Below are 23,935 nucleotides of genomic sequence, written 5' to 3'. Positions count from 1 at the left end.
TATTAATCAACCAAACATCTCGCTAACCGTTCTTTCAAATCCGCAACATTACGTGGCCTCGCTTCTGTCTCAGGGAAAAACGAAGGTACGAGTGCTTCCCATACATCAAACAAAAGAGGAACACCCAACTGTAGCCCTTCCAGCACATCGCGCCGCGCAAACACCTCATTCGGTGCACCTTCCAATGCAAGCCGTCCATCTTCGATAACAAACACCCAATCCGCCCACTCATAAGCTAGATCGATATCGTGCGTCGCCATCACAATGGTTGTCCCTTCTTCTCTGTGAATTCTTTCTAACTCTTTCATCAAAAGACGCGTATGCAGGCGATCGAGATATGCTGTTGGTTCATCTAGAAGTAAAAGCTCCGGTTCCAGTACCATTACTCCGGCCAGTGCTACTCTTTTCTTCTGGCCAAGGCTTAAGTGATGCACCGGACGCTCGCGGAAATGTTCCAGGCCGAAACGAACGAGCGCCTGTTCCACCTTCCGCTTCGCTTCATCATCCGAAAGACCTGCGCTGCATAAGCCGTATGAAATATCTTCAGCCACTGTGCTGGCGATAAGTTGCTGTTCCGGATCTTGAAAGACCAGTCCGACTTTCTGCCTGATTTGGCTGAGAAACGTACGCCGATAAGAGAATGCTTCCCCTTTCCACTTCACGACCCCGCGTTCTGGTGCATAAATTCCGTTCATATGCAAAAACAATGTCGATTTTCCGCAGCCGTTATGTCCGAGTAGTACGCAGCGCTTGCCTCTGGGCACCCGCATTGTTAGACCATTCAAAGCAGGAGTTTCACTTCCCGGGTATGTGTAGCACACATCCTCGATTTCCAAAAGCCAGTCCATTCTTCTCACCTTCCCGTCCACCATTCAAGCGCAACCAACAGCAAAAAAACTGCTGCCGCCTCGGCCGCGTATCTTCTCGAAACAAAAGCATGTGAAGAAGCTACTACCCTCAAGTCTCCATCAAATCCGCGCGCCGCAAGTCCAATCGAAAGCTGCTGATAACGCTGTACTGTCCGGGCAAATAATCGCGCAACCAATCCGCCGGCATCCCGCATCTTGCGCGAGAATCCATGTCGGGCTCCCCTTGCTTTATAGGCAATCCAAAGCTGTTCCACCGTTTCTAAAAACACGAAAACAAACCGATACATAACAAGCAACAAATCTGTCACCATACAAGGGACACCAATCCGCCGCAGCACGGCTAAAATTTCCGTAAATGGAACCGTCAACAAAATAAAATACAAACAAGAAACGGAAGAAAGCGAACGAAGCAATAACGCGCTCGCTTTCTTCATACCGGCCACGCCAATATATACATGAAAAACTCCGAAAGAATAAATAAATACCGTCTGCTCTGTTATCTCCGCTATTGACCGCGCCGTAATTTCCAGCATAATTGGCGGCAAGCTAAGCGCAAGAAATAAAGAAATTGCCCCCAATAGCCGCAAATAAATACGCCAAGGAATGCCGGCATAGCCCACAATCCAGACACTCATCCATACAAAAACTGCTATGTGAGTAGGCGCGTGCGCCACCATAACAAAACAAAGCATAGTAATGCCAATTACCAGTTTCTGAATCGGAGATACATGGCGCAGGCGATTCGTATAAGCAAGCGTATCAAGCTGAATCTTCATCCGAACATTCCCGCTTTGTAGCCCGACCCTTATAATAACCGATGCCATACCCTATAATACCGGCGCCAAAGGCCGCCTGAAGCGCGAATAGAAGGCTTTCCGTCTCACTTCCCGGCGGTTCAAAAAGCGGCTTGAACCACGGTTTGTATTCTGGTGCCATTTCTGTCACCGCCTGTTCAGCCGCGCCGTCCGCTCCGCCAAAATCCGAATCTTTAATCATGACAAGCGGAATCACCATCAACGCAGCTACTACCAAAATAATCAACACATTCATTTTCCAAACCGAATTTTTCATAAAGAATTACGCTCCCCGTTTAATAGATTGCAGCGTGTTTAATTCTTGTCTGTTATACACCATAAGCCAGTTCCATACCAGCACCGTCAGCAACCCTTCGCTAATCGCGAGCGGAATCTGAGTAACCGCGAAAATTCCAGCAAACTTTGCGAAAGAAGCCAGCACTCCGCCACTTGCCGCCGGAAATGCCAGCGCCAACTGTAAAGAAGTAACAACATAAGTCGCCATATCGGCTAATGCCGCCGCCAGAAAAACGGCCAAACGTTGCTTTCCCGTTGAACGAACAGTCAATCGGTACACACTATATGCTACGAACGGCCCAACCACGGCCATGGAAAACGCATTTGCACCCAATGTGGTTAGTCCACCATGTGCCAAGAGTACGGCCTGAAACAAAAGCACAAAGCTTCCTAACACTGTCATCGCCAGCGGGCCAAACAATACCGCCCCCAATCCCGTCCCGGTCGGATGAGAACTGCTTCCTGTCACGGATGGAATTTTCAGCGCTGACAAAACGAATGCAAATGCGCCCGCCAACCCGAGAAGCAATTTCGTCTCCGGTTGCTCTTTTGTTAATCGCTTAAGAGAACGAAGTCCCATCAGGAAAAAAGGTAAAAACAGCACCCACCAAAAAACGGCCCAACCTACTGGCAAAAAGCCTTCCATAATGTGCATCGCATAAGCAGTGTTAGGTTCGTTAAGCGAAAAATAAAGCGCGAACCCCGCAACAACTGCAGCAAACGAGAGCATACGTTTTCTTTTCATTCACTTCTTCCTCCCTTTCATACATGCAATTTCTATCAGCAATAAGAAAATCTAGCAAGTTGCGCTCTCATCCTTTAATAATGAAAATAAAAAAGCATCTTTTCCCACAGAAAAGATGCTTCGGTAAACAAAAGCGCAAAATCAATCTACGTGCCTGTGTTATATGCCCCTTTGAACACCTCACCATCCTCGTGGTTTTGCAGTGTTTCTCTTCACGGCAGGTCTCCTGGCTTCGGGTCTGACGAACAACCGCCCCCTTCCCATTTCACAGGCAGAAATAGTGGGTTTAATATCAGCAGTGTTCTTCCCTTCACAGTGGCGGGACCGCGTCGGATTTGCACCGAACTTCCCTTTTAAGTTCTCCATTCCAGCATCTGGTGGAACTTTGAACACCGTAAAGTTTACATATACAGTTGTAAGTGAGCCCATGATAACATGAATTTGAAAATAATTCTACTGGTAAACACTTATTTTTTGAAAAATTATAGACTTTAGTACAGGAAAGAAATCAGAATACTAGTAACAGCGCCAACCTAATTTATAAGACTCAGGCTTACTATTACTTTCATGTAGATCGAATCAAAAGAAATAAGAAACCCTGCCTTTTGGCAGACAGGGGCGAAATTCAACTATTTAAGGCGATTAAAGTTTGGTATGGGTACCATCACATTACGGTAAATTCCCGGATTTTCCGCACCCGCAAATCGCGACTGTTTTCGGTTCTTCAATATTCACAATGAACGGCTGTTTTCCTGTCCCTTTGTGAGAGCCATCACAATACGGAGGGTTCCCAGTCAAACCACAAGCACAATAAGCTTTTTTTCCGGGTTTCTCTTGTATTACATAGGGTTGCTTCCTATCATACATAGCCATCTCCATTCCTCCTATATCCATCTTTTTTGCTCTTTCAACGTTCGTATTGTGATGAGAAAAAGGGTCGATTTACCAATTCCATTTTTTCCTAATACGAGACGGAAATATTCATCCGTTATTTAATCAATCGTAGAAACAAGAAGAAGCGGAACATGGAACTTATTTGATTTTATCTTTTTGCAAACACAACATTGGTAATTTTGCACATTATTTGATTCTAAAGCAGGGAATTCTTTTTCAAATTTCCATGGTCGAAGCCGTCTCATTTGGCAAATATATAGCTACCGATTAAGGGGTTAACAAACGGTTATTTGGCAATACTGGCTCTTATCATCACAATGATAAGGAGCGGATTATGTTATGAAAAAATCACTGATTACAAACTTACGAATGAAGCATTACGAAAGGAAGAGCGTGCGATTTCTGATGCTTTTTTCCGGCAGCGTGTGACGGCCGTTCGACTGATTCTTGAAGGTTTTTCTACGGTAAAAGCTGCAGAAGTACTGGGCATTTGTCACTAGTCTGAGACGCCTTAGAAAAAGGCGCCGCTCACGTAAATAACACCTGAAATTTTTCAAACGAAGAAAGGGAACTGACCCTTCCCTATCTAAGTTAAAAATATGCTTAAGAAATTTTCGAAATCACAAGTATGGATAATTGCTTTAGTGGTCTATGTGCTAAGTACCATTAATTACAAAAATCCTTCTACACTTGATAAGATATCCATTACTTTGGCATGTATCTTATCAGCTCTTGTCATCTGGAATTTCGTATTACACTTATATAAAGAAAGGATTGAAAAATGAACTATACCTTTAACAGTACAAAAGAGTTAAAACAGTTTATCGCAAAGGAAGTCTTGAGCTCGGCTGAAGCTATTGAATACCTAGGGATTAGTCGTGCACGTCTAAGCCAGTTAATTAAGAACGGCAAACTTATCCCCATCAAAAAACTGCAACGGGATAGTCTGTTCCTAAAAATCGATGTAGAGAAAAAAAAGTAAGAGCTTGAAGAGTTAAGGAAGAAATACAGACCATATGATTAAAAATAAGACCCGTCTACACCGAGTTATTTTTGTTCTGGCATCCATGTGAATACGTAGTCAGGTTTCGAATTCTTTAGGACAAGCTGACCGTTTTCTGTATGTACTTCCCGTTTGCCTGTATCGATAAGCTTCTGAAGGTCTTCGGGTAAGGGGATATTGCCGTTTCCTGTTGCGGCCAAGTAAAGGAATCTCTATCTCTGTCTGAGCTCACCTTTCGCTGTGAATGTGGTTTTGTGGCAAACAGGGACTAGAATGCTGCTACCAATGTCAAAAATGAAGGATTGCGACTGTTAACATAACTATAAATAGAGCATGGAACAGGCTCGATAGCTAAGTAAATTTCGTACTGTTAGGTATGATTACCTTAGAAGCCCCCATCTCCAAGCGAAGCGTAGGTGACGAATTCACATTGAATATAGGTTTTTGTCTATGTCATAAACCTATATATAAACATAATTTATGATGAGCGCTAACACTCGAAATATAAAGGAGGTATACTCGATGTACTGGTATCATGATCCAAATTATGTGCAGCAGTATAGTCCGGACATACAACAATATGATTACTACGTTTATCCTGACCTTGAGAGACAACCACAACTATTTGGGAGAGTTAATCAACTTGAAAGGCGTGTAAATGAACTAACCTTGCAAGTAAATCAGCTGCAAAATACGGTGGAACGTCATACAAGAAGGCTAAATCGGTTAAATCAACGTCTACGTGTAGTTGAGAATAGGCTGCAAATACCTTTTACTCCTTATGAAGGTGGATTTTAATCAATCCAAGACCTTAAAAAACCTAATATAGGAAAAATCCTCATTTAGGGTTCTTAAATCGTTAATGTACAAAAGAATTGTAAATCTACAGCTTGATGCTCAACGTCCGATAAGCTCTGTTATGCATAATCTGTTATGCATAAAGAGATTATCGGACGTAAGCAAACAAATGTAACTTACTTACTATTCTCCATCACGTTTTTATGGTGCAATTTTTGTTCCCATAAGTGAAGGAAGTGTATAGGATGTCAGATTATTTCCAATTGGATTAATTCCAGTTGTGAATTCGAGCCTAATGGATAGTCTATCATTTGCATTTAATCTGCGTTGTATTTTTCTTCCTACGGTATTGGTTCCCGTTGCTCCAGTGGGACATGAAATCACAGCATTACCCTGTATGCATCTGTGAAAATTGCTCATTATTTTCATCTCTCATTCGTTGTGTATAGGTATTTATTATTCTATTTTCTGAAAGTTGTCCTTGAAGCGGCATGTACCTACTAGAAATATCTTTCTTGAGATTTTACGTCTGATAACGTTCATTAAGTAGGCTGACTTAGATTAAAGTAACAGCAAAAAATCCCCGCCATCCATATGGATAACGGGGTATCTTTTACCATTTCATTAAATTTTTATTGCAAAATTTCAGCTTTTTTAGTGAGATAGTTGCAAATATGATTTTGCAAGCCAGCTATAAGGTTGTTTCTATCCCTCATAGGTAAGCTACAAACTCATTTTACATGAAAACATACATAATGAGAATCCTTGCGGTAGACGATGGATTTTAACTGTTCATTTCCATAACTATCCTTATATACCAATATTTTTAGATTTAGCGTACAATTTTTCCGAAATATTGGTTGTACCCCTCTTTCTAAATCAACAAAGAACTGATTGCGCTTCAGTCAACCAGTTCTTTATATTAGAAATTCTGTGAAATAAATTTTAAAAACTTGGGGAATGGATATAAATTCTTTCGCTATTTTTAATTACGATGATTTTATTTTTTTCTTTCCGAAAAAGTGATACTATTTGTTACATAAACAATATAAGGTGAAATTCTTATGCAAAATAAATCTATTTTAGCTTATACTCTAATTCTTTTACCTCTCGCAATATCAATTTATTTTTTAATTAACCCCAAAGCCTTAATACCTAACGGATATGAATTAGCCATTGATGGTTATGTAATATCCAGAACCTTAATATTTATTTTTACTTTTTATTTATTATCTAAACTGGGATATTTTATTACTAACAAAAAAGATTAGCTAATTTACGCTAATCTTTCAGCTTGTAGACAAAGTCTAACTTCCAGGCAGGTCTACAAGCTGAAATGCAACCTTCTTTTCCTATAATCTGTAACTTTAATCTTTCATATTAAAGATACGAGAATGATGCAGAAGTCGATCCAACATCGCTGTCGCAAGAACTGGCTCTCCCAATACTTTTCCCCATTCACCAAATGACTTGTTAAATAAGTAAACTTGGCTTTACGAATGTACGAAGCTTTTTCTCCAACTTTCCTTCTTGGTCTGCTTTTCGTAACTGAGAGTTGAGTTAGCTCCTGCTTCTATCATACGTTTATGCAAATAGTCTTTATAGCGGTCTGGTTTACTTCCTCGGCTCGTTCGTTTCTTTTTCAAAGGCAGGGAGTTTTCCCAAAGATACTTACGAACTGTTTTTCGATCAATCCCAAACTGCCGGGCAATGTCAAAGATAGACATTCCTTTCCGGTATAACTCCTTAATCATAAAAAATTCCCCTCTCGTAATCATGAACCATAGCTCCTCTCAGATATCTATGGTTCTTATTGAAAATAGTATCAATATGTAACTACTCCTAGAAGGTCATTAACCTATGTCAATGTACTAGATTCCCTTTACCAACTAATCACAGTGAAAAAGACATCGTCTTCTTTCCTTGTTCCCTTTTCTAGCATTTACCCGCTACCAAAACATTACCAAAGGCACAGAATTGCCCCTAGAATCAATTCTAGATTATTGAATTAAAAACCCAGATGGAACGGCCTTGTTGTATGCAGCACGATTGGCACTCCGCTGCTTGCTCGGAATTTCGACCGCGCCTAGTACTCCCTGCTGAAAAAATCGGGTCTTCCAAAGATTCGCTTCCACGATTTACGTCATAGACACGCTACTCTTATGTTGAAACAAGGAGTACATCCAAAAATCGTAAGCGAACGGTTAGGTCACTCAAATATCAACATCACGTTAGATACGTATTCGCATGTCTTCCCAGGACTGCAAGAAGCGGCTGCAAAAGAGTTTGGAAAATCGCTTTTCGGAGCCAAAAAAAAGGTAAAAATGCACTTTAGCAAAATAAAAGTTTGCAAAATGTTTGCAAATAGCCTCAAAACACAAAAAGACGCGGGTGCATAAAATCGCGCAAACCCGCGTAATTACTGACTTTATCGTGGTTTATTATCATAATTTCGTGACCATTTTGGTGACCACCTATGACCATTAAAAACCCCGGCCTTGTGCCGAGTTATTTTTGTTCTGACATCCTGTAAATGCGTAGTCAGGTTTCGGGTTCTTTAGTGCAAGCTGGCCGTTTTCTGTATGTACTTCCCGTTTGCCTGCGTGGACAAGCTTCTGAAGGTCTTCAAGTAACAGGATAGCCCCTGTTTTGTCTACACGGGAGAAATAGCGTTTGTTCATTTGCACACTTCCTTTTTGTTCTATATCACAACAAAAAGAAGATATGGGGAATGTTTTTGGGCAACCAAAATAGTGTTGAAAAACGGCTCACAAGTCAGCTTTTCATTTTTAAATACAAACAATGTACATTTGTCCTATGTGATACATCCATACACAATCCGTTTTCCTTCATAGTATGTAGTATGTCAAATTTGGAAGGAGGAAATTTGTAAATGTCAATTAATTTTGATGAAACAGCTAATGTAAATGAATGTGATGCGCGCGCGGTCCAACCTACCCTAACAGGAGGCAACCCTATTATCAAAATTCCAGTACTACTTCAGGAAGTGTCGGTGCAGCTGCCGCTAAGAGCGCGTATTACTTTTCCAGAAGATGTGCTTGAAATCAAGAAAATTAAAAAGCGCGTAAAATTAACGCAATGCCGTTTGCTCCAACCGCGTATCCTGTCGGGCGAGGAACCGCGCGCCAAACTGTTCCTGAGCGGTTTTGTGCGCAAAAATATTCAGTATGCAACACCTACATGCCATAGTGATGAGAATGAGGTACGCTCTGTGATTCATTCGCTAACGGTTGATGTCCCGTTCGATTGTGTGGCGGAAATCACCGAATTCCTCACGCAGCCGGTTGGCCCGTTCTTCAATGTGCGCGAAGAATTTGATTTTCTGGTAGAGCAGCCGCTACCCGTTGGCTTCCCGTCCAAAGACCGCCTCATGTCCACAGATTTATCCCAGTTTCATCAACAAAGCGTTGAATTTTTCAACGAACAGGTCTTCTGCGAACTGGTTCGCGCTGATATTACGCAATGGGATGAAGCAACCGATCGCAAGCCGTTAAAAAATGGTCCATTCGAAGAAGGAACGTTCAGAAACATTGTAGAGAAGATGGTGCTCGATATTACGGTCAAAGTCTTACAGAACCAGCAAGTACGCGTTGACAGCCTTTAATATCTCCAGAATATTTTAAAGACGTATGAAGAAGCAGCCGCTGGCACAAAGGAATATCGACTTTGATTTGGTCAGCATGGTTCGCAACAAATAAAAACACCCCGCCATCCGGACGACCGGATAGCGGGGTATCTTTTACCATTTTTTTGAATTCTGGTTACAAAACTTCAGCTTTTTTAGTGAGATGGTTGCAGCGATGATTTGTCAAGCCAATTTATACGATTGTTTCTATCCCTCATAGGTAAGCTACAAACTGAGAAATTGAACCTTGATACTCGACAGTAACCTGGCATCAGCCGTCACAAGTCCCTTTAGAAACGCTTGTACATCTGCATTTTCTTTGTTTTCTTCTAAAAACTTTTTGATTTTTTCAAGGTTCATTGTTCATTCCTCCTTGCCTTGCAGTACGAGCCTACAAGTCATATTCGCCCGGTTTTATGCCGTATGGTATGGGGCAATAAAAAGGCTACCTTAAAATGCAGCTAGTTTTTTCTTATTGTCTACAGTTTTGGACCTTTACCAAAAAAGGCTGGCTTTTCATTATTTAACAAGAAAGAAAGTATATTTATCCGATGGATTCTCTATCTCAAACACGATTTTATCCCCATTACTATCATATTGTTGGTTAGGAACTAATTCTTTCGTTTTATTTATCGTATCGAATTGATATACTTTTGCATCTGAATATCCTTTAAATTCTAGTTGAAATTTTTCATAAGGTCCTCTGATTTCTACGGTTATAGGATTAGATATCGCACCTAAAGATTTGACATCATTTAAGTACTGCATATCTTCCCTTAACACTACTGAATGATTTATATATTTATTTTTAATATAAAAACTCCCTTTAACATTAGAGGAGTTACTCAATTTTAACTCATGAACACCTATTTCTTCGCCATCCTCTATACCATTATTATCACTGTCTTTGTTGTTGGGATTTAAATTCATTTCTATTTCTATACCATCATCTATCCCATCGCCATCTGTATCTTTTAGTGTAGGATCAGTATGATATTTTTCTATCTCATCTTGGCTATTAAGTCCATCCCCATCTTCATCCACTTTTTTGGTTAAAGCAGGTTTTTTTCCCACATAAATAGATAGCGTCTTTTGATCCCATTCGACTTCTTTACTAAGTGATTCAGAGAAAAATCGTAAAGGTACATATACGGTTCCGTTATAAATAAAACCAGGTTTAGATGTTGTTTTTTGTTCTCCATCGAAATAATACTTTAATGGTAAAAAGTCTACCTTGATAGAACTAGCAGCATAGACTACTCCTGAGCAGAAAATTGTTCCTGCTAAGAAACCAGCAGAAAGAAGCTTGATGTTTTTCGCCTTGCTCACAGAACTTTCCTCCTAGTCAATAATTCAATTATAAACATTTATAACATTCTTACTGATATATCGTTATTAACCAGGACTAATTATACATGTATTTAGACTTATTTATAATTTTTGTTATAGATATTACTTTTCTCCATTGCTCATACGTCATGTCAGACGGTACATAAATCACTTTACTTTTCGCATCCCGTGCGATGCGCTCACCAACCTTGCTGCCAGCCACAACAAGGATTGTTGTCACCTCCCTAAAATGTAATACGATGGTGTTTGAATCCGTCATTTGTTGTAATAATATTTTTCCTCATTCCATAGCGCTTACCAAGCTGTTCAGCAGCCTTGATGCGGTCTTTTATGCTCGGTGTTTTGTCGACAAAATATAGTTGCAATGAAATCTGAAATGCTCAATAGTAAATATCAGGATAATAAACTAATGAGAGAGGCAGGAATCGAATTATGGATTTACATACTGTTCGTACCTATTGCTTGGAGAAAAAAGGAGCCATCGAAGATTTTCCGTTTGGTAAGGATATACATGTGTTCAAGATATGCGGAAAAATGTTTGCTCTTCTTTCGAATCGAAATGGGAGCCTACACATCAGTCTAAAATGTGAACCAGAAATCTGTGAGATTTTACGCGAACAGTACCCTGCAATTAAGCCTGGTTATCATCTAAATAAACGACACTGGAACACTATCGAAGCCGACGGCAGTATTCCAATCGAGGAGATTTTCGGTATGATTGACCGTTCCTATCAGTTAGTTTTTAAAGGGTTGAAAAAGGCTGAAAGAGAGCTAATTACCAACTCGTTAAGAATAAAATAAAAAGCGCTCATATGATTCCGAGCGCCGTGGCGATTTGGAAGATCGCCTCCTTCTTTTTCATATAGTACTGCTCCTTTGTCAGTCCCATATCCAGATAAAGCGTAATATCCTTTACTCGCGTCGTCCCCAAGTACTTTTCTTCGATGATACGACGTTCTATTTCGTCCAATGTGTATTGTAAGGCGCGTTCAATCTGACGCACTTTCATTTCTTTCTGCTTATCTGATTCGTACAACGCAGGAAACAGCCCTCTCACACCTTGTTCTTCTTGCTCTTTCCGGTTCTGCACAGCTACCCGGAGAGCCTTGTACTTTTTCAGTTCTTTAACAACAACCTTGCGTACTTCTTTCTCAATTAACTGCTGATAAAGAGGATAATTGCTCAGCAACCATTTTCGACTCCCCCTGCTCATGGTAAAATATTCTTGTCGAGTAAGAGCAGGGAACCCCTCTCCGGTTGGTGGCCGGGAGGGGACTTTTGTTTTTTACTTCCAAAATATTGTGTTAAACTTGCTCTTTCGGCAGTTCTTCTGTGAAAATGCCGTCCACGTTATCTAATGCCCAAATCCGTTCCTGATAAGCGATAAGCTTTCAACCACAAATTCTTGAATTGCGCTACTGCTGAAAACAATTGTTATCTTCTGCATCCCGTTCGCTCCTTCTCACAAGTAATGTTAACTGTAAGTAGCTAAAACGAAAGTTAATTTTTAACATTTTGTCGTATATTATTTACATTTTGTCTTATATATTTTACAATAAAAACAGGAGGTGACATTATTGCTGTGGAATCGCATCGCAGTATGCCGTGCTGAAAAGGGATGGACACAACAAGAACTTGCTAAGCGCGTAGGCGTGAGTCGACAAACGATTGCGTCGATTGAAAAGAACAAGTATAACCCCTCGTTGATTCTTGCATTTAAGATTGCTTTGTCTTTTGAAAAATCCTTGACTGAAATATTTGGTTACCAGGAGGAAAATGAATTATGAAGATTCTTGGCATTTTGTTTATAATTACAGCGATCGTAGCCCAACTCTTTATTATGAAGTTTCAGGTCAGTCCTGAAGGAAATGACGAGCGTGGTAAATATATCCAAGTCAAAACCTCGTCTTTCTTGTATTCGTTTCTGTCTTGGGCCGTTGTCATCTCGTTCTTTCTTTCTAGCAAGAATGTTTTCACGTCAGAGCAGATGCTGAATTTGCTTCTATTTTTCTACGTTTCCCTCAATATCGTTGGTGCAGTATATATCTTTTGGAAACGCAAGACTTGCTAGGCATCCTTAGGGATGCTTTTTTACTTTGGAAAGTCTCGGTTCGCCAAAACTGTATAGAATGAAAGTATAAGAAAAGCTACTTTCCCTAGTAACGGTGTGTTAACTCGTTTGCTATTTTTTGCAACTCTCGCATTGGTACTTTATATTTCCTTCCTCAAGGAAAAATTAAAAGCCGGGAGCTTATATCAGGATTGTGGCAACATTTATAGGAACAACAGTACTCTCGCGCAACTTAGATCGCACTTGGTTTCGACTTATGAAAAAGGCCAATGTACCTCGTATTTGATTCCATGACCTACCTACGCTATACACATGCTACTCTTATGTTGAAGCAAGGAGTGCATCCAAAAATCGTAAGCGAACGGTTAGGTCGCTCAAATATCAACATCACGTTGGATACGTATTCGCACGTCCTCCCAAGACTGCAAGAGGCAGCCCTAAACAGTTCGCTGACACCCTTTTCCGGGGCAAAAAAGATGCCAAAAAATCGCTTTAGCGAAAAAAAGGGTTGCAATTGGGCTGCAATTTACCCAAAAACATAAAAGGACGCGGATGCACAAAACAATTCTTCTGGATTGTTATCCCGTTGCATTTTATTTGATTTTACCCTTTTGTAAACAGTTCGTTTGCAATTTGGTTTGCAGTTTCCATAATAAAAAATCTCGGACTTTGCACCGAGCTATTTTTGTTCTGGCATCCATGTAAATGCGTAATCAGGTTTAGAGTTCTTTAGGACAAGCTAGCCGTTTTCTGTATGGACTTCCCGTTTGCCTGCATGGACAAGCTTCTGAAGGTCTTCGGGTAAGAGGATAGCCCCTGTTTTGTCTATGCGGGAGAGGCAACGTTTGTTCATTTGTACACTTCCTTTTTGTTCCATTTCATAAAAAAAGGATCGCCTCCGAAATAAACATCTATAATGCAAATATAGAATTTACCTCTCATTCTATAATTTCTATATTTATTACAGATGATGTTGCAAAACCAGCATAAAAATCCAATATTATGAATAAAAACACACGGCTGACAATGAAAGTGATAGCGATTTTTACCGTGCCAGCGTGGTTGCTCCATTCCCTGTTTATTTTTCAAAAAGGAGAAGACACGTTCAATTTCTGAACGACGCTGGAATAAAGCACGACCAAAGGTCGTCTTTAGGAAAGTAAGCATAACACGGGCAAATGCATCTTTTCTCCTCCCACATTTTCTTTTATTTAAAGGGTCAACATAACTTTTCTTGAAATGCCAAGTCTTCCTGTTACATATTTCGTTTAAGGAATATCTAGCAGTCTATAAACGTCAGAACATGTTGTAAAACAGGGTCCTTGCATTATCTGTTAAAAATTTGGGCATCATAAGAGTATCCATCTCGTTGGTTAATGGTTTGTGTGGTACTCACCATTCTTCCCAAACAGGTGGTTTTTTTATTGCCAATTATTCATAGAGTGTGTTTGCAACGCCCTCTATGATATAATAGTAAAAAATATTTTTAATCTATAAATAATAGTGATACACTATGATAGGATAGGATTATAATTGATCCAGAAAAGGTGTGTGACTAGGTCGCGCCTGGCTTGCTATAGCGCCTAAGCAGGAGCGCCTACATCCTTTCTGCAAATCTTAGGGTATAAGGGACGGTAAAAATGAGTAACAGACAAACTAGAACAGACGTTATCTTAATTGGTGCCGGAATTATGAGTGCGACTTTGGGAACACTGCTGAAAGAATTAGTGCCGGACTGGAAAATTACAGTGTTTGAGAGGCTCGCAAACGCAGGAGAGGAAAGTTCTAACGAATGGAATAATGCGGGAACGGGGCATTCGGCACTATGCGAGCTTAACTACACCGTCGAAAAACCGGACGGATCCATAGATATTAGCAAAGCTATAAAAATTAATGAACAGTTTCAGCTTTCAAGACAGTTTTGGTCTTATCTTGTAAACAGCAATCTGATACGTAATCCGAAGGACTTTATCATGCCATTGCCTCATTTAAGTTTAGTACAAGGGGAAAAAAATGTAACGTTTTTAAAAAAACGTTTTGAAGCGCTGTCTAAAAATCCCCTGTTTCAAGGGATGGAATTTTCCGATGATCCTCGAAAACTGATGGAATGGATTCCGCTTATTATGAAAGACCGTAAATCGAATGAACCTATAGCGGCAACAAAAATCGACTCTGGAACTGATGTCAACTTTGGCGCTTTAACACGCATGTTATTTGACCACTTAAAGAGTAAAAACGTTGATATAAAATTCAAACATAATGTTGATGATATTAAACGTACTAGCGACGGCTCGTGGGAATTGAAAGTGCGGAATGTCGATAGCGGTACCGTCGAACGCCATACTGCAAAATTCGTCTTTATCGGCGCCGGTGGAGGAAGCCTGCCTTTACTGCAAAAATCCGGTATTCCTGAAGGAAAACGTATTGGAGGATTCCCGGTAAGCGGACTATTTATGGTGTGTAATAATCCAGATGTTGTAGCGCAGCATCATGCAAAAGTATACGGTAAAGCTAAGGTTGGTGCTCCTCCAATGTCTGTTCCGCATCTTGACACAAGATTTATCGACAATAAAAAATTGTTGCTCTTTGGACCGTTTGCCGGCTTCTCACCAAAGTTTTTAAAAAACGGTTCAATGTTTGATTTGTTAGGTTCCATAAAACCGAATAATGTCTTAACTATGTTGGCAGCAGGCGCAAAAAACATTCCATTGACAAAATACCTGATCCAGCAAGTTATGTTATCGAAAGAAAAACGCATGGAAGAATTACGCGAGTTTATTCCGAACGCCAAAAGCGAGGATTGGGATATAGTGGTAGCGGGCCAACGTGTGCAAGTTATCAAAGATACTGAGGCCGGCGGTAAAGGAACACTTCAATTTGGTACGGAAGTTGTTAGTGCCGCTGATGGCTCGATAGCTGCATTGCTCGGCGCTTCTCCGGGTGCTTCTACTGCCGTTCACGTTATGCTTGAGGTATTAGAAAAATGCTTCCCACAACATATGAAAGAGTGGGAACCGAAAATAAAAGAAATGATTCCTTCTTATGGCGTGTCACTAGCGGAAAACCCAGAGCTTTTCCAAGAAATTCATACTTCAACAGCGCAGACGCTTGGCTTAGCGGTTAAAAAACAGTACGCATACGCATAAAGACGGTCCTTATTTGTCACGACCATGCCGGACACAGAGGGACGGTTCTACTGTATGTTCAGACATTTCCTTATGCTTATATTTATTACGGAAACACTATGTCCATAGGAAGGCAAATCAGCAATGCCGTACCAGTAAAATTGGCAAATCCGAAATAACCGAAAAACCCGTATGTGAAAGGAAGCATAAATTGCCGTTTTGGCAAATTTATGCTTCCTTTAGTTTTTTAACGAACTAAATACCGGTATGTTCGTAGAACCGTCTAACGAAACATTTGGTATCTACCTGGAGAATTGGCTAGAGGATAAAAAAACACAGGTCCGGCCTAGTACATGGAAATCATACCGCTGGCTTGTCCGCCGCATTCTCCCGTACCTAGGCCATGTTCCTATTACAAATCTAAAGCCACAACAGCTATAGAAAATGTATATGTCCCTGCAAACAGAGAACAAACCGCTATCCTCCCGCTCCGTCCTTAAAGCTCACCTTGTCATTAAAGAAGCCTTGGACAGGGCTTTGAAATGGGGATTGGTACAGCGAAACGTAGCGGATATGGTAGACCCACCACAGCCGACAAAAGCAGAAATCAAAGTATAGGATGCAGAAAGCGCAGTAAAGTTCCTAGAGCTGGCTAAAAAAACCCGGTACTACATCGTGTTTATGCTTGTACTCACAACCGGTATGTGGAAGGGAGGAATCCTTGGACTACGTTGGGAAGACATTGATTTAGACATGGGGCGGTTGTCTATCCGGCAGGCATTAGGCAGAGACAGGCTACTCCCTTCAAGAGCCGAAGTCCCGCAGTGGCTTCCGCATGGTTTCACTTACCGATGAAACTATAGAGGCGCTGCGTGCCGGTGAACTTTACCAAGACCACGGCCTTGTTGTATGCAGCACGATTGGCACTCCGCTGCTTGCTCGAAATCTCGACCGCGCCTGGTACTCCCTGCTGAAAAAATCGGGGCTTCCAAAGATTCGCTTCCAGATTTACGTCATACACACGCTACTCTTATGTTGAAGCAAGGAGTGCATCCAAAAATCGTAAGCGAACGGTTAGGTCACTCAAATATCAACATCACGTTGGATACGTATTCGCACGTCCTCCCAGGGCTGCAAGAGGCAGCTGCTAAACAGTTCGCTGACACCCTTTTCCGGGGCAAAAAAGAGGTCGAAAAATCGCTTTAGCGAACAAAAGGGTTGCAATTGGGTTGCAATTTACCCAAAAAAACAAAAAGACGCGGATGCACAAAATCGCGCAAACCCGCGTCATTCCTGACTTTATGTATGGCGGCCCCGAGAGGACTCGAACCTCCGACGCACGGTTTAGGAAACCGACGCTCTATCCAGCTGAGCTACGGAGCCTTGTAAAAATCGATACCTAATTTATTATACACATATGCCTTTCTTTTTTCAAACTCTCACCTTACTATCTAATACAAATCACAACTGCACACTCGCCATTATATCGCCGATTTTCCCGGAAATTGCCCGGTAACACTTCCAAAACAACAAAACTAAACGACCATTTTTCGCAAAAAAGAAAAAGGGACTTTCTTATGAAAAGCCCCTCTCTTACTCCCCTTTGCTTACGATGTCACGCCTACAGAAACAGTTTCCGGCAATGTGCTTCCACCATCAATCACCACATGCGTTCCAGTAATGTAGCTTGACTCATCAGAAGCCAAAAAAGCCGCCAGCTCTCCGACTTCCTCAATGCGTCCCAGTCTTCCTAACGGTACTCCGCTTGCAATTCCATCAACGACGGCATTAGGATTCGTTGCATTCGATTCCTTCGCAATTTGCTCTGCCATCGGTGTCAGAATGTATCCAGGACAAATCGCATTCACTGTTATATTATAACGCGCGACTTCCCGTGCTAATGCCTTAGTAAAGCCTAAAATAGCCGCTTTTGTCGTCGCATAAGCCGTTTCCCCTTCATCAGCTACCATCGTTCCGGTCACAGAGGACATATTTACAATCTTTCCGTATTTATTTTCCACCATGTTTGGCAGAACAGCTTTTGTTACGTTCCATACACCCTTAATGTTTACATCAAATTGAAAATCTCTTGTATCATCACTCATATCCAAAAAGCTTGCAAGCCTAATAACGCCTGCATTGTTCACAAGAACATCAATTTTCCCAAAATCCTGAATGGCTTGATCGATGCATTGCTTAATTTCTGTAAAGTTTGTCACATCAACCTGATAAGCTGTAGCCGCATATCCTTGCGATTCGAGTTGTTGCTTAACCTCAAATACCCGTTCAGACATATCAAGCAGTACAACATGAGCACCGTATTTTGCAAAAGTTCTGGCAATACCTTCCCCATTTCCCATTGCTGCTCCTGTAACAACCGCAATTTTGTTATTGAGCTTTCCCATTCTCTCTCTCCTATCAATGAAATTAATCTATCCTAAATTATAATATTAAACGAACAAATATCTACAATAATACCATTTTTTCTACAAATTGTTCACAATTAGCCAGTGCTTCAAAAGTTATATAAAGCAAAAAGACGTACCACAGTTCTTATTGTGTACGTCTTTTCTGCTCTATGCTTACTTTGCTTTCGGTACAAGCTTTTCCAGACCGCCCATATACGGACGAAGCGGTTCTGGAATCAGAACGCTACCGTCTTCCTGCTGATAATTCTCTAAGATCGCAGCCATCGTACGGCCAATTGCTAGGCCTGAACCATTCAATGTATGCACGAATTCCGGTTTCGATTTAGCTTCACGCCGGAAACGGATTCCCGCACGGCGAGCCTGGAAGTCTTCAAAGTTACTGCAGCTCGAAATCTCGCGATACGTATCATAGCTCGGCAACCATACCTCGATATCGTATTTCTTCGCCGCTGTAAAGCCCAAATCACCTGTGCACATGCTCATTACACGATACGGAAGCCCAAGAATCTGTAGCACCTTCTCCGCATTATTTACGAGGCTTTCCAGCTCATCATACGATGTTTCTGGTTTAACGAACTTGACAAGTTCGACCTTATTGAATTGGTGTTGACGAATAAGACCACGCGTATCGCGCCCCGCAGACCCAGCCTCAGAACGGAAACAAGCACTGTATGCCACATAGCGGATCGGGAGCGTATCTCCTGGAATAATTTCTTCACGATGATAATTTGTCACCGGAACTTCCGCTGTCGGTATGAGGAAATAATCAGTATCCGCTACTTTGAAGGCATCTTCTTCAAATTTTGGCAATTGACCGGTGCCAATCATACTGTCACGATTCACAATGTAAGGTGGCATAATCTCTTCATAGCCGTGTTCAGTTGTATGCAAATCGAGCATAAAGTTAATCAATGCACGCTCCAGTCGCGCGCCAAGCCCTTTGTAGAACACGAAACGGCTTCCGGTAACTTTGGCCGCCGCTTCAAAATCAAGAATGCCAAGGCTAGCTGCAATATCCCAATGCGGCTTCGGCTCGAATGTAAATTTCGGAAGCTCGCCCCAATGGCGCACCGGCACATTGTCATCTTCCGTCAAACCGACCGGCACACTTTCATGCGGCACGTTCGGAATCCCAAGCATAATCTGAGAAATTTCTTCTTCCAGCACACGGATCTGTTCATCATATTCTTTGATTTTTGCGGATACTTCTTTCATCTCCACGATTAAATCATCCGCATTTTGCTTTTCTTTTTTCAAACGCGCGATTTCATCCGATACAACATTACGTTTATTTTTCAACTGTTCGCTCTCCGCCAGCAGCCTGCGACGCTTTACATCCAGATCCTCGAATTTATCGATTTCATTCAATTTCTCGCCGCGTGTTTCCAGCGCTTTTTTAATAGCGGCAAAATCATTGCGAAGGCGTTTAACATCTAACATGCATATCTCCTCCTGAATCCTTACTTGGAAAATAAAAAATCCCCTCCCTACTCAGGGACGGGATGATCCGTGTTGCCACCCTAATTCAGCATACAGCGCTCGCATGGCGCCTGTATGCCCTCTTACACATGATAACGGATGTAATATGATCCGGCTCTTCACCGCTAGCTCAGAGATGGATTTCAGCGGCCTGTCCGTTCGGTTCGCACCTTCCACCGACTCTCTGGACGCACAGCTTCCGCTTACTTGTTCCCGTCATAGCCTTTCCTTATTTGTTTAGAAAAAAACTATATAACTATACTCTACTATATCCGGAAACAAGATGCAAAATGTATCTCGCAAATAAATATCAAGAAAAAACGTTCAATGATCAGGAGAACCAGCCTTTAATCATGTTCCCAAGGCTTGAAAAAATGTCGCCAATGAAACCGAAAAATGCACGGAATGCAAGACGAAGCCAGCCTGCTTCTTCCACTTCTTCTTTGGCAACCAACGTGCCGCCAGCCTTTTGTTCGTCGATCGGACGCAGGAATTCATCCGACTTGCCGTTCGGCCCAACAACTTTTACGTAACCTACAGCTTGTCCTTGTTTTACCGGCGCCGTTACTTCCTGCAATACAGCCTTCGGTTTATAAGCCCCTTCTTCTCCCTTTTTGACCGGATACAACACCTGCTTACTGGTCACAGCGGCCACTTCTTTTGCCGTTCCTTTGTTGACTTTTGCATTCTCTCCACCTGAAATTTGAGCGCCCTGGGCAAGCAACGGCTGCATTTTATAGTTACTAAACCCATAATCCAACAGCTTGCTCGTTTCTGTAAAACGACTTACAAATGATTTGGTACCCATAACAACTGTAATCAGGCGCACTCCGTTCCGTTCCGCCGTACCTGTAAAGCAGAAACCGGCCGCATTCGTATGACCCGTTTTCAAACCGTCTACACCTTTGTATTGTTTTACAAGTCCCGGAAGCATCCAGTTCCAGTTATCCATTTTCAAAGCCTGTGGCGTACCTTCACGAAATATTTTCCGCGGAATTTTTGTCGTCTCCAACACTTCTGGATGCTGGGTAATAAGCTCTTTTGCCAAAATAGCAGCGTCACGAGCGGACATTACAGTATCCCTGTCAGCGGATTCTGGTGCGAATGCCTTCAAATCCGCAAGCGGTAATCCGGTTGAATTCGCGAAGTATGTCTGCGTCATGCCAAATTCTTTCGCTTTTTGGTTCATCAGCTTTACAAACTCGTTTTCCGAACCGGCCACCGTTTCGGCCAGCATAACGGTAGCATCATTGGCGGAGTAAATCGCCATCGCTTCATACAGCTCTTTTACAGTATGTACGTCTCCCTTGGCAAGATACACACCCGAACTACCCGATTTACCTAAGAACGCGCCGTAATCGTCAACCGTTACTTTCTGGTCCCAAGTAATTTTTTTCTTTTTAATCGCATCCAACACTAAATATTCGGTCATCATCTTAGTCATACTGGCCGGAGGAAGCGCTTGGTTCTCATTGTATTTATAAAGAATTTTCCCTGTAGTGGCCTCAACCATAATGGCGGATTTGACATCCAGATTCAACGCTGGAGAAACCGCCTGAGCCTGTCCGGGATTTATCATAAAAATAGGCAAAAAGAACATCAGCAACGCCAATGCTAAAGCCAGCGGTTTCTTTATCTGTTTCATATACATTGACAACTTTCGCACCTCCACTTTATTTAAACAACAATATGATTCTACCATACAACATAAAAAAAGACAGGGAGTTTATGCCCTGTCTTGCTAACTATTTTTTAACAACAACCTTTACAGCGAATAGTTCGGCGCCTCTTTCGTAATTTGCACATCATGCGGATGGCTTTCTCTCAACCCAGCATTAGTAATACGAATAAAGCGCGAGTTGTTCTTCAGTTCTTCGATCGTTCTTGTGCCGCAGTAGCCCATGCCTGCCCGCAAGCCCCCAACCAGTTGATACACTGTATCCGCCAGCGGTCCTTTGTACGGGACACGGCCTTCAATCCCTTCCGGCACAAGCTTTTTATCATCTTCTTTTTCTTGGAAGTAACGGTCTTTACTTCCGTCCTTCATCGCACCGAGAGAGCCCATACCGCGGTACACTTTAAAGCGGCGGCCTTGATAGATTTCAGATTCGCCCGGGCTTTCTTCACAACCAGCAAACAGGCTTCCGATCATGACAACAGACGCGCCGGCGCCAATCGCTTTCGTAATGTCGCCGGAATATTTGATACCGCCATCTGCAATAATCGGGATATTATATTCTCTGGCCACCGTTGCGCAATCATAAATGGCTGTAATCTGCGGTACCCCAATACCTGCAACGACACGTGTCGTACAAATGGAACCTGGTCCGATACCAACTTTAACCGCGGAAGCACCCGCCTCGATAAGCTCTCGCGTTGCTTCACCTGTTGCCACATTCCCTGCAACAATTGTTAAGTCAGGATACTTGGCCCGCATTTCTTTTACAGTGTCAATCACACCCTTGGAATGACCATGAGCTGTATCAATAACTAAACAATCTACACCGGCTTTAACAAGCGCTTCTGCGCGGTCAAATGTGTCTTTGGATACACCGACAGCGGCACCACAAAGCAATCGTCCCTGTCTATCCTTGGCGGCGTGTGGGAATTGAATCGCTTTTTCGATATCTTTAATCGTAATAAGACCTTTTAATTCATTGTTCTCGTCAACAAGTGGCAGTTTCTCGATTTTGTGGCGCTGCAAGATTTCTTCCGCCTCTTTCAGCGTCGTGCCAACCGGAGCGGTCACGAGTTCTTCTTTGGTCATGACTTCGCTAATTTTCACTGAATAGTCATGTACAAAGCGTAGGTCGCGGTTAGTGATAATGCCGACCAGTTTATTGCTTTCATCGACAATCGGCACACCAGAGATGCGGTACTTTGCCATTAGCTTTTCCGCTTCCACTACCGAATGATGTGGCTGAAGTGAAAAAGGATTGGTAATAACGCCGCTCTCTGAACGTTTCACGCGATCGACTTCTTCCGCTTGCTGTTCGATAGACATATTTTTATGAATAATTCCCATACCACCCTGACGGGCAATTGCAATCGCTAAAGCCGATTCCGTTACCGTATCCATTCCTGCACTGATAAGCGGAATATTAAGCTTTACGTTTTCGCTCAACTGTGTGGAAACATCAACGTCACGCGGCAAAATTTCCGATTTTCCCGGGATAAGCAAAACATCGTCAAATGTTAATCCTTCTTTACCAAATTTATTTTCCCACACAAGTAATACCTTCCTTTTCCTCAGTTTGTTTGTCGTGTTCTATATATTATCGAAAGTGTAACAAACAGCTTATTTTGATGTCAAGAATTCTGTAATATTGTTCGGCTTTTCCGTTAATAATAAATGAGAAATAGCAATTTTAAGCACTTAATATTCCATTTTTACGAATAATTAGACAGAAAAGGTGAAAGGAATGTACCAAGTTGTCCATACTATAATGTGTGAAAATCCCACAAAAAAAATGTGGGACAGTTATCTTTATTTTGAAAGCGAGCCCACAACTAAAGCGTTTCTACAGCAAACGTACGAAAAACTAAACATTCCCAAAGCGAATGTATACGCCTTTCAAAATGCTTCCAAGTTTATTTATTATATCAAACAAGCGCGTCAATATTACGTTTCTGCAGTCAATAGTGATCTGTTGGTACAACCACTTTTGCTATATTATGGGATGGTAAGCCTACTAAAAGCTTATATTCTGACACGTGACCCCGATTATCCTTCTAATACACGCGTACTTCAACACGGCGTTACTAGCCGCAAAATCAAAAAAAATTACTACTCGCTTGCTGAAGATGAAGTAAAAGTACAAAAAGAAGGTCTGCTTCCTTATCTTCATTCATTTCTAAGCAAAGAAAACCTAAAGGAAAAGTACCGAATCCAAAGTTTATTAGCGGTAATACCAGAATTACAGCCCGCCTACCAAAAATTATACAAACAAACCTCTCTGATTCCAGTTTCGCTCTCTTCTCACCGGAATTACGAAAAACTCTGCACGATTTTTTATCTCCCTGAATCTGTGCTCGATAAAGTTCATTTAACGTATAACGGATTTATTCATTATTTAAACCGTTACAACGAAGGCCAGGGCGTGTTTTTACCGTCCTCGTTAGAAGTGCCGAAGGGGATTATCCGCTTGGAATGGCATCATCCCAATCAAATTCATGTGACCGAAAGCGGAGACGGTTTTGCAAACAAACTATTTTTACACGATTATAAAGGAAATTTTTTCTACAAAATAAAAATGGAAACAGACTACAATATTTCTGAAATCGTAAACCATTACATGATCATGTACGTTTTGGGGATGCTATGCCGATATGAGACCGAACGCTGGGGTGAAATCGTATTTTCATTCATGTCAGAGGATATGTACATGATTCAGGAGTTTTTAACATTATCAGCGAGAAAATTTCCGAATCTAGT

26 protein-coding genes, 1 tRNA gene, 5 pseudogenes, 1 riboswitch and 1 other annotated feature (1 of these 34 cut by a window edge) are annotated in these 23,935 nt (G+C 41.7%); of the genes and pseudogenes, 15 read left to right on the top strand and 17 right to left on the bottom strand.

Going from position 1 to position 23,935, the window contains the following annotated elements; all coding sequences use genetic code 11:
- Positions 1 to 2: 2 nt before the first annotated feature.
- The 5 genes from K3F53_RS00205 to K3F53_RS00185 form a co-directional block, all read right to left on the bottom strand.
- Entirely contained in the window at positions 3 to 848 is an 846-nt protein-coding gene (locus K3F53_RS00205) for an energy-coupling factor ABC transporter ATP-binding protein (RefSeq protein WP_091260642.1), read from the bottom strand.
- A gap of 5 nt (positions 849 to 853) precedes the next feature.
- A complete protein-coding gene (gene cbiQ, locus K3F53_RS00200) occupies positions 854 to 1,645 on the bottom strand; it encodes a cobalt ECF transporter T component CbiQ (protein ID WP_220559243.1) in 792 nt (263 codons plus the stop codon).
- Positions 1,629 to 1,940: an energy-coupling factor ABC transporter substrate-binding protein gene (locus tag K3F53_RS00195; RefSeq protein ID WP_220559242.1), complete on the bottom strand. Its 312-nt coding sequence runs from the start codon at positions 1,938 to 1,940 to the stop codon at positions 1,629 to 1,631. Before K3F53_RS00195 ends, cbiQ begins: the two co-directional genes overlap by 17 nt.
- A gap of 6 nt (positions 1,941 to 1,946) precedes the next feature.
- The gene (locus K3F53_RS00190) at positions 1,947 to 2,705 is read right to left on the bottom strand and encodes an energy-coupling factor ABC transporter permease (RefSeq protein ID WP_057897196.1); all 759 of its coding nucleotides are present in this window, start codon (positions 2,703 to 2,705) and stop codon (positions 1,947 to 1,949) included.
- A gap of 199 nt (positions 2,706 to 2,904) precedes the next feature.
- Positions 2,905 to 3,117, bottom strand: a riboswitch (cobalamin riboswitch).
- Positions 3,118 to 3,374: 257 nt separating this feature from the next.
- A complete protein-coding gene (locus K3F53_RS00185; protein WP_091260646.1) occupies positions 3,375 to 3,578 on the bottom strand; it encodes a CDGSH iron-sulfur domain-containing protein in 204 nt (67 codons plus the stop codon).
- A 311-nt stretch (positions 3,579 to 3,889) separates the two neighbouring features.
- On the opposite strand from K3F53_RS00185, the gene K3F53_RS00180 reads away from it, so the two are divergent.
- The 4 genes from K3F53_RS00180 to K3F53_RS00165 all read left to right on the top strand — a co-directional run bounded on the left by K3F53_RS00180 (position 3,890) and on the right by K3F53_RS00165 (position 6,671).
- Positions 3,890 to 4,099, top strand: a complete 210-nt coding sequence (locus K3F53_RS00180; protein ID WP_057897198.1) for a hypothetical protein — start codon at positions 3,890 to 3,892, stop codon at positions 4,097 to 4,099.
- A 281-nt stretch (positions 4,100 to 4,380) separates the two neighbouring features.
- A complete protein-coding gene (locus K3F53_RS00175) occupies positions 4,381 to 4,581 on the top strand; it encodes a helix-turn-helix domain-containing protein (RefSeq protein WP_057897199.1) in 201 nt (66 codons plus the stop codon).
- Positions 4,582 to 5,085: 504 nt separating this feature from the next.
- Positions 5,086 to 5,400 carry a hypothetical protein gene (locus K3F53_RS00170; protein WP_082705818.1) on the top strand — a complete coding sequence of 105 codons (315 nt, stop codon included), beginning with the start codon at positions 5,086 to 5,088 and terminating at the stop codon, positions 5,398 to 5,400.
- A 1,064-nt stretch (positions 5,401 to 6,464) separates the two neighbouring features.
- Positions 6,465 to 6,671: a hypothetical protein gene (locus tag K3F53_RS00165; protein WP_057897200.1), complete on the top strand. Its 207-nt coding sequence runs from the start codon at positions 6,465 to 6,467 to the stop codon at positions 6,669 to 6,671.
- A 96-nt stretch (positions 6,672 to 6,767) separates the two neighbouring features.
- Here K3F53_RS00165 and K3F53_RS00160 read toward each other — a convergent pair.
- Positions 6,768 to 6,875: pseudogene (locus tag K3F53_RS00160) on the bottom strand (ATP-binding protein); the annotation flags it as partial.
- A 90-nt stretch (positions 6,876 to 6,965) separates the two neighbouring features.
- A pseudogene (locus tag K3F53_RS00155) lies at positions 6,966 to 7,178 on the bottom strand (helix-turn-helix domain-containing protein); the annotation flags it as partial.
- Between the two features lie 318 nt (positions 7,179 to 7,496).
- On the opposite strand from K3F53_RS00155, the pseudogene K3F53_RS00150 reads away from it, so the two are divergent.
- Positions 7,497 to 7,703 (top strand): annotated as a pseudogene (locus K3F53_RS00150) (tyrosine-type recombinase/integrase); the annotation flags it as partial.
- A gap of 180 nt (positions 7,704 to 7,883) precedes the next feature.
- Here the strand turns inward: K3F53_RS00150 and K3F53_RS00145 are convergent.
- Complete coding sequence (locus K3F53_RS00145; RefSeq protein ID WP_057897202.1) at positions 7,884 to 8,081, bottom strand: hypothetical protein; 198 nt, start codon at positions 8,079 to 8,081, stop codon at positions 7,884 to 7,886.
- Positions 8,082 to 8,293: 212 nt separating this feature from the next.
- Here K3F53_RS00145 and K3F53_RS00140 point away from each other — a divergent pair, with 212 nt between their 5' ends.
- The gene (locus K3F53_RS00140; protein WP_057897203.1) at positions 8,294 to 9,025 is read left to right on the top strand and encodes a CsxC family protein; all 732 of its coding nucleotides are present in this window, start codon (positions 8,294 to 8,296) and stop codon (positions 9,023 to 9,025) included.
- A 246-nt stretch (positions 9,026 to 9,271) separates the two neighbouring features.
- Here the strand turns inward: K3F53_RS00140 and K3F53_RS19570 are convergent, their stop codons facing one another.
- Positions 9,272 to 9,406 carry a hypothetical protein gene (locus K3F53_RS19570; RefSeq protein ID WP_257721582.1) on the bottom strand — a complete coding sequence of 45 codons (135 nt, stop codon included), beginning with the start codon at positions 9,404 to 9,406 and terminating at the stop codon, positions 9,272 to 9,274.
- Between the two features lie 159 nt (positions 9,407 to 9,565).
- Positions 9,566 to 10,375, bottom strand: coding sequence for a stalk domain-containing protein (locus K3F53_RS00135; RefSeq protein WP_220559241.1), 810 nt, complete (start codon positions 10,373 to 10,375; stop codon positions 9,566 to 9,568).
- 453 nt (positions 10,376 to 10,828) lie between these two features.
- Between K3F53_RS00135 and K3F53_RS00130 the strand changes: the two genes are divergently transcribed.
- A complete protein-coding gene (locus tag K3F53_RS00130) occupies positions 10,829 to 11,197 on the top strand; it encodes an MmcQ/YjbR family DNA-binding protein (protein ID WP_057897206.1) in 369 nt (122 codons plus the stop codon).
- Between the two features lie 7 nt (positions 11,198 to 11,204).
- Here the strand turns inward: K3F53_RS00130 and K3F53_RS00125 are convergent.
- Positions 11,205 to 11,589, bottom strand: a pseudogene (locus tag K3F53_RS00125) (ArpU family phage packaging/lysis transcriptional regulator).
- A gap of 384 nt (positions 11,590 to 11,973) precedes the next feature.
- On the opposite strand from K3F53_RS00125, the gene K3F53_RS00120 reads away from it, so the two are divergent.
- Together K3F53_RS00120 and K3F53_RS00115 are read left to right on the top strand one after the other, a co-directional pair.
- The gene (locus tag K3F53_RS00120; protein ID WP_057897207.1) at positions 11,974 to 12,183 is read left to right on the top strand and encodes a helix-turn-helix transcriptional regulator; all 210 of its coding nucleotides are present in this window, start codon (positions 11,974 to 11,976) and stop codon (positions 12,181 to 12,183) included.
- Positions 12,180 to 12,467, top strand: a complete 288-nt coding sequence (locus K3F53_RS00115; protein ID WP_057897208.1) for a hypothetical protein — start codon at positions 12,180 to 12,182, stop codon at positions 12,465 to 12,467. Before K3F53_RS00120 ends, K3F53_RS00115 begins: the two co-directional genes overlap by 4 nt.
- Before the next feature lie 849 nt (positions 12,468 to 13,316).
- Here the strand turns inward: K3F53_RS00115 and K3F53_RS19845 are convergent.
- Positions 13,317 to 13,634: a transposase gene (locus K3F53_RS19845; protein ID WP_057897209.1), complete on the bottom strand. Its 318-nt coding sequence runs from the start codon at positions 13,632 to 13,634 to the stop codon at positions 13,317 to 13,319.
- 473 nt (positions 13,635 to 14,107) lie between these two features.
- Between K3F53_RS19845 and K3F53_RS00105 the strand changes: the two genes are divergently transcribed.
- The 5 genes and pseudogenes from K3F53_RS00105 to K3F53_RS19740 all read left to right on the top strand — a co-directional run bounded on the left by K3F53_RS00105 (position 14,108) and on the right by K3F53_RS19740 (position 16,798).
- Positions 14,108 to 15,613, top strand: a complete 1,506-nt coding sequence (locus K3F53_RS00105) for a malate:quinone oxidoreductase (protein ID WP_057897210.1) — start codon at positions 14,108 to 14,110, stop codon at positions 15,611 to 15,613.
- A gap of 246 nt (positions 15,614 to 15,859) precedes the next feature.
- Complete coding sequence (locus K3F53_RS19840) at positions 15,860 to 16,033, top strand: tyrosine-type recombinase/integrase (RefSeq protein ID WP_082705820.1); 174 nt, start codon at positions 15,860 to 15,862, stop codon at positions 16,031 to 16,033.
- Between the two features lie 9 nt (positions 16,034 to 16,042).
- Positions 16,043 to 16,210, top strand: a complete 168-nt coding sequence (locus tag K3F53_RS00095; RefSeq protein WP_156423975.1) for a hypothetical protein — start codon at positions 16,043 to 16,045, stop codon at positions 16,208 to 16,210.
- Between the two features lie 24 nt (positions 16,211 to 16,234).
- Positions 16,235 to 16,447 (top strand): annotated as a pseudogene (locus K3F53_RS19835) (tyrosine-type recombinase/integrase); the annotation flags it as partial.
- Between the two features lie 54 nt (positions 16,448 to 16,501).
- Positions 16,502 to 16,798, top strand: coding sequence for a tyrosine-type recombinase/integrase (locus K3F53_RS19740; RefSeq protein WP_236781934.1), 297 nt, complete (start codon positions 16,502 to 16,504; stop codon positions 16,796 to 16,798).
- A gap of 100 nt (positions 16,799 to 16,898) precedes the next feature.
- On the opposite strand, the gene K3F53_RS00080 is transcribed toward K3F53_RS19740, so the two are convergent.
- The 5 genes from K3F53_RS00080 to guaB form a co-directional block, all read right to left on the bottom strand.
- Positions 16,899 to 16,975: transfer RNA gene (locus K3F53_RS00080), tRNA-Arg, on the bottom strand.
- Positions 16,976 to 17,199: 224 nt separating this feature from the next.
- Positions 17,200 to 17,997 carry an SDR family oxidoreductase UcpA gene (gene ucpA, locus K3F53_RS00075; protein ID WP_057897211.1) on the bottom strand — a complete coding sequence of 266 codons (798 nt, stop codon included), beginning with the start codon at positions 17,995 to 17,997 and terminating at the stop codon, positions 17,200 to 17,202.
- A 177-nt stretch (positions 17,998 to 18,174) separates the two neighbouring features.
- On the bottom strand, positions 18,175 to 19,461 hold the full coding sequence (serS, locus tag K3F53_RS00070) for a serine--tRNA ligase (protein ID WP_057897212.1): 1,287 nt from the start codon (positions 19,459 to 19,461) through the stop codon (positions 18,175 to 18,177).
- A 50-nt stretch (positions 19,462 to 19,511) separates the two neighbouring features.
- Positions 19,512 to 19,729 (bottom strand) — a binding site (T-box leader).
- 102 nt (positions 19,730 to 19,831) lie between these two features.
- Entirely contained in the window at positions 19,832 to 21,151 is a 1,320-nt protein-coding gene (locus tag K3F53_RS00065) for a D-alanyl-D-alanine carboxypeptidase family protein (RefSeq protein WP_246615703.1), read from the bottom strand.
- 114 nt (positions 21,152 to 21,265) lie between these two features.
- Positions 21,266 to 22,729: an IMP dehydrogenase gene (gene guaB, locus K3F53_RS00060; RefSeq protein ID WP_057897214.1), complete on the bottom strand. Its 1,464-nt coding sequence runs from the start codon at positions 22,727 to 22,729 to the stop codon at positions 21,266 to 21,268.
- A 193-nt stretch (positions 22,730 to 22,922) separates the two neighbouring features.
- Between guaB and K3F53_RS00055 the strand changes: the two genes are divergently transcribed.
- Positions 22,923 to 23,935 carry the 5' portion of a YaaC family protein gene (locus K3F53_RS00055; protein ID WP_220559240.1) on the top strand. Its footprint extends 46 nt past the window's final position, so the window shows 1,013 of its 1,059 coding nt (coding positions 1–1,013); it begins with the start codon at positions 22,923 to 22,925; its stop codon lies off the right edge, out of view.

This window comes from Aneurinibacillus thermoaerophilus (assembly GCF_019603355.1).
GTDB lineage: Bacteria > Bacillota > Bacilli > Aneurinibacillales > Aneurinibacillaceae > Aneurinibacillus > Aneurinibacillus thermoaerophilus.
This window is presented reverse-complemented; position numbering and strand designations above follow the sequence as displayed.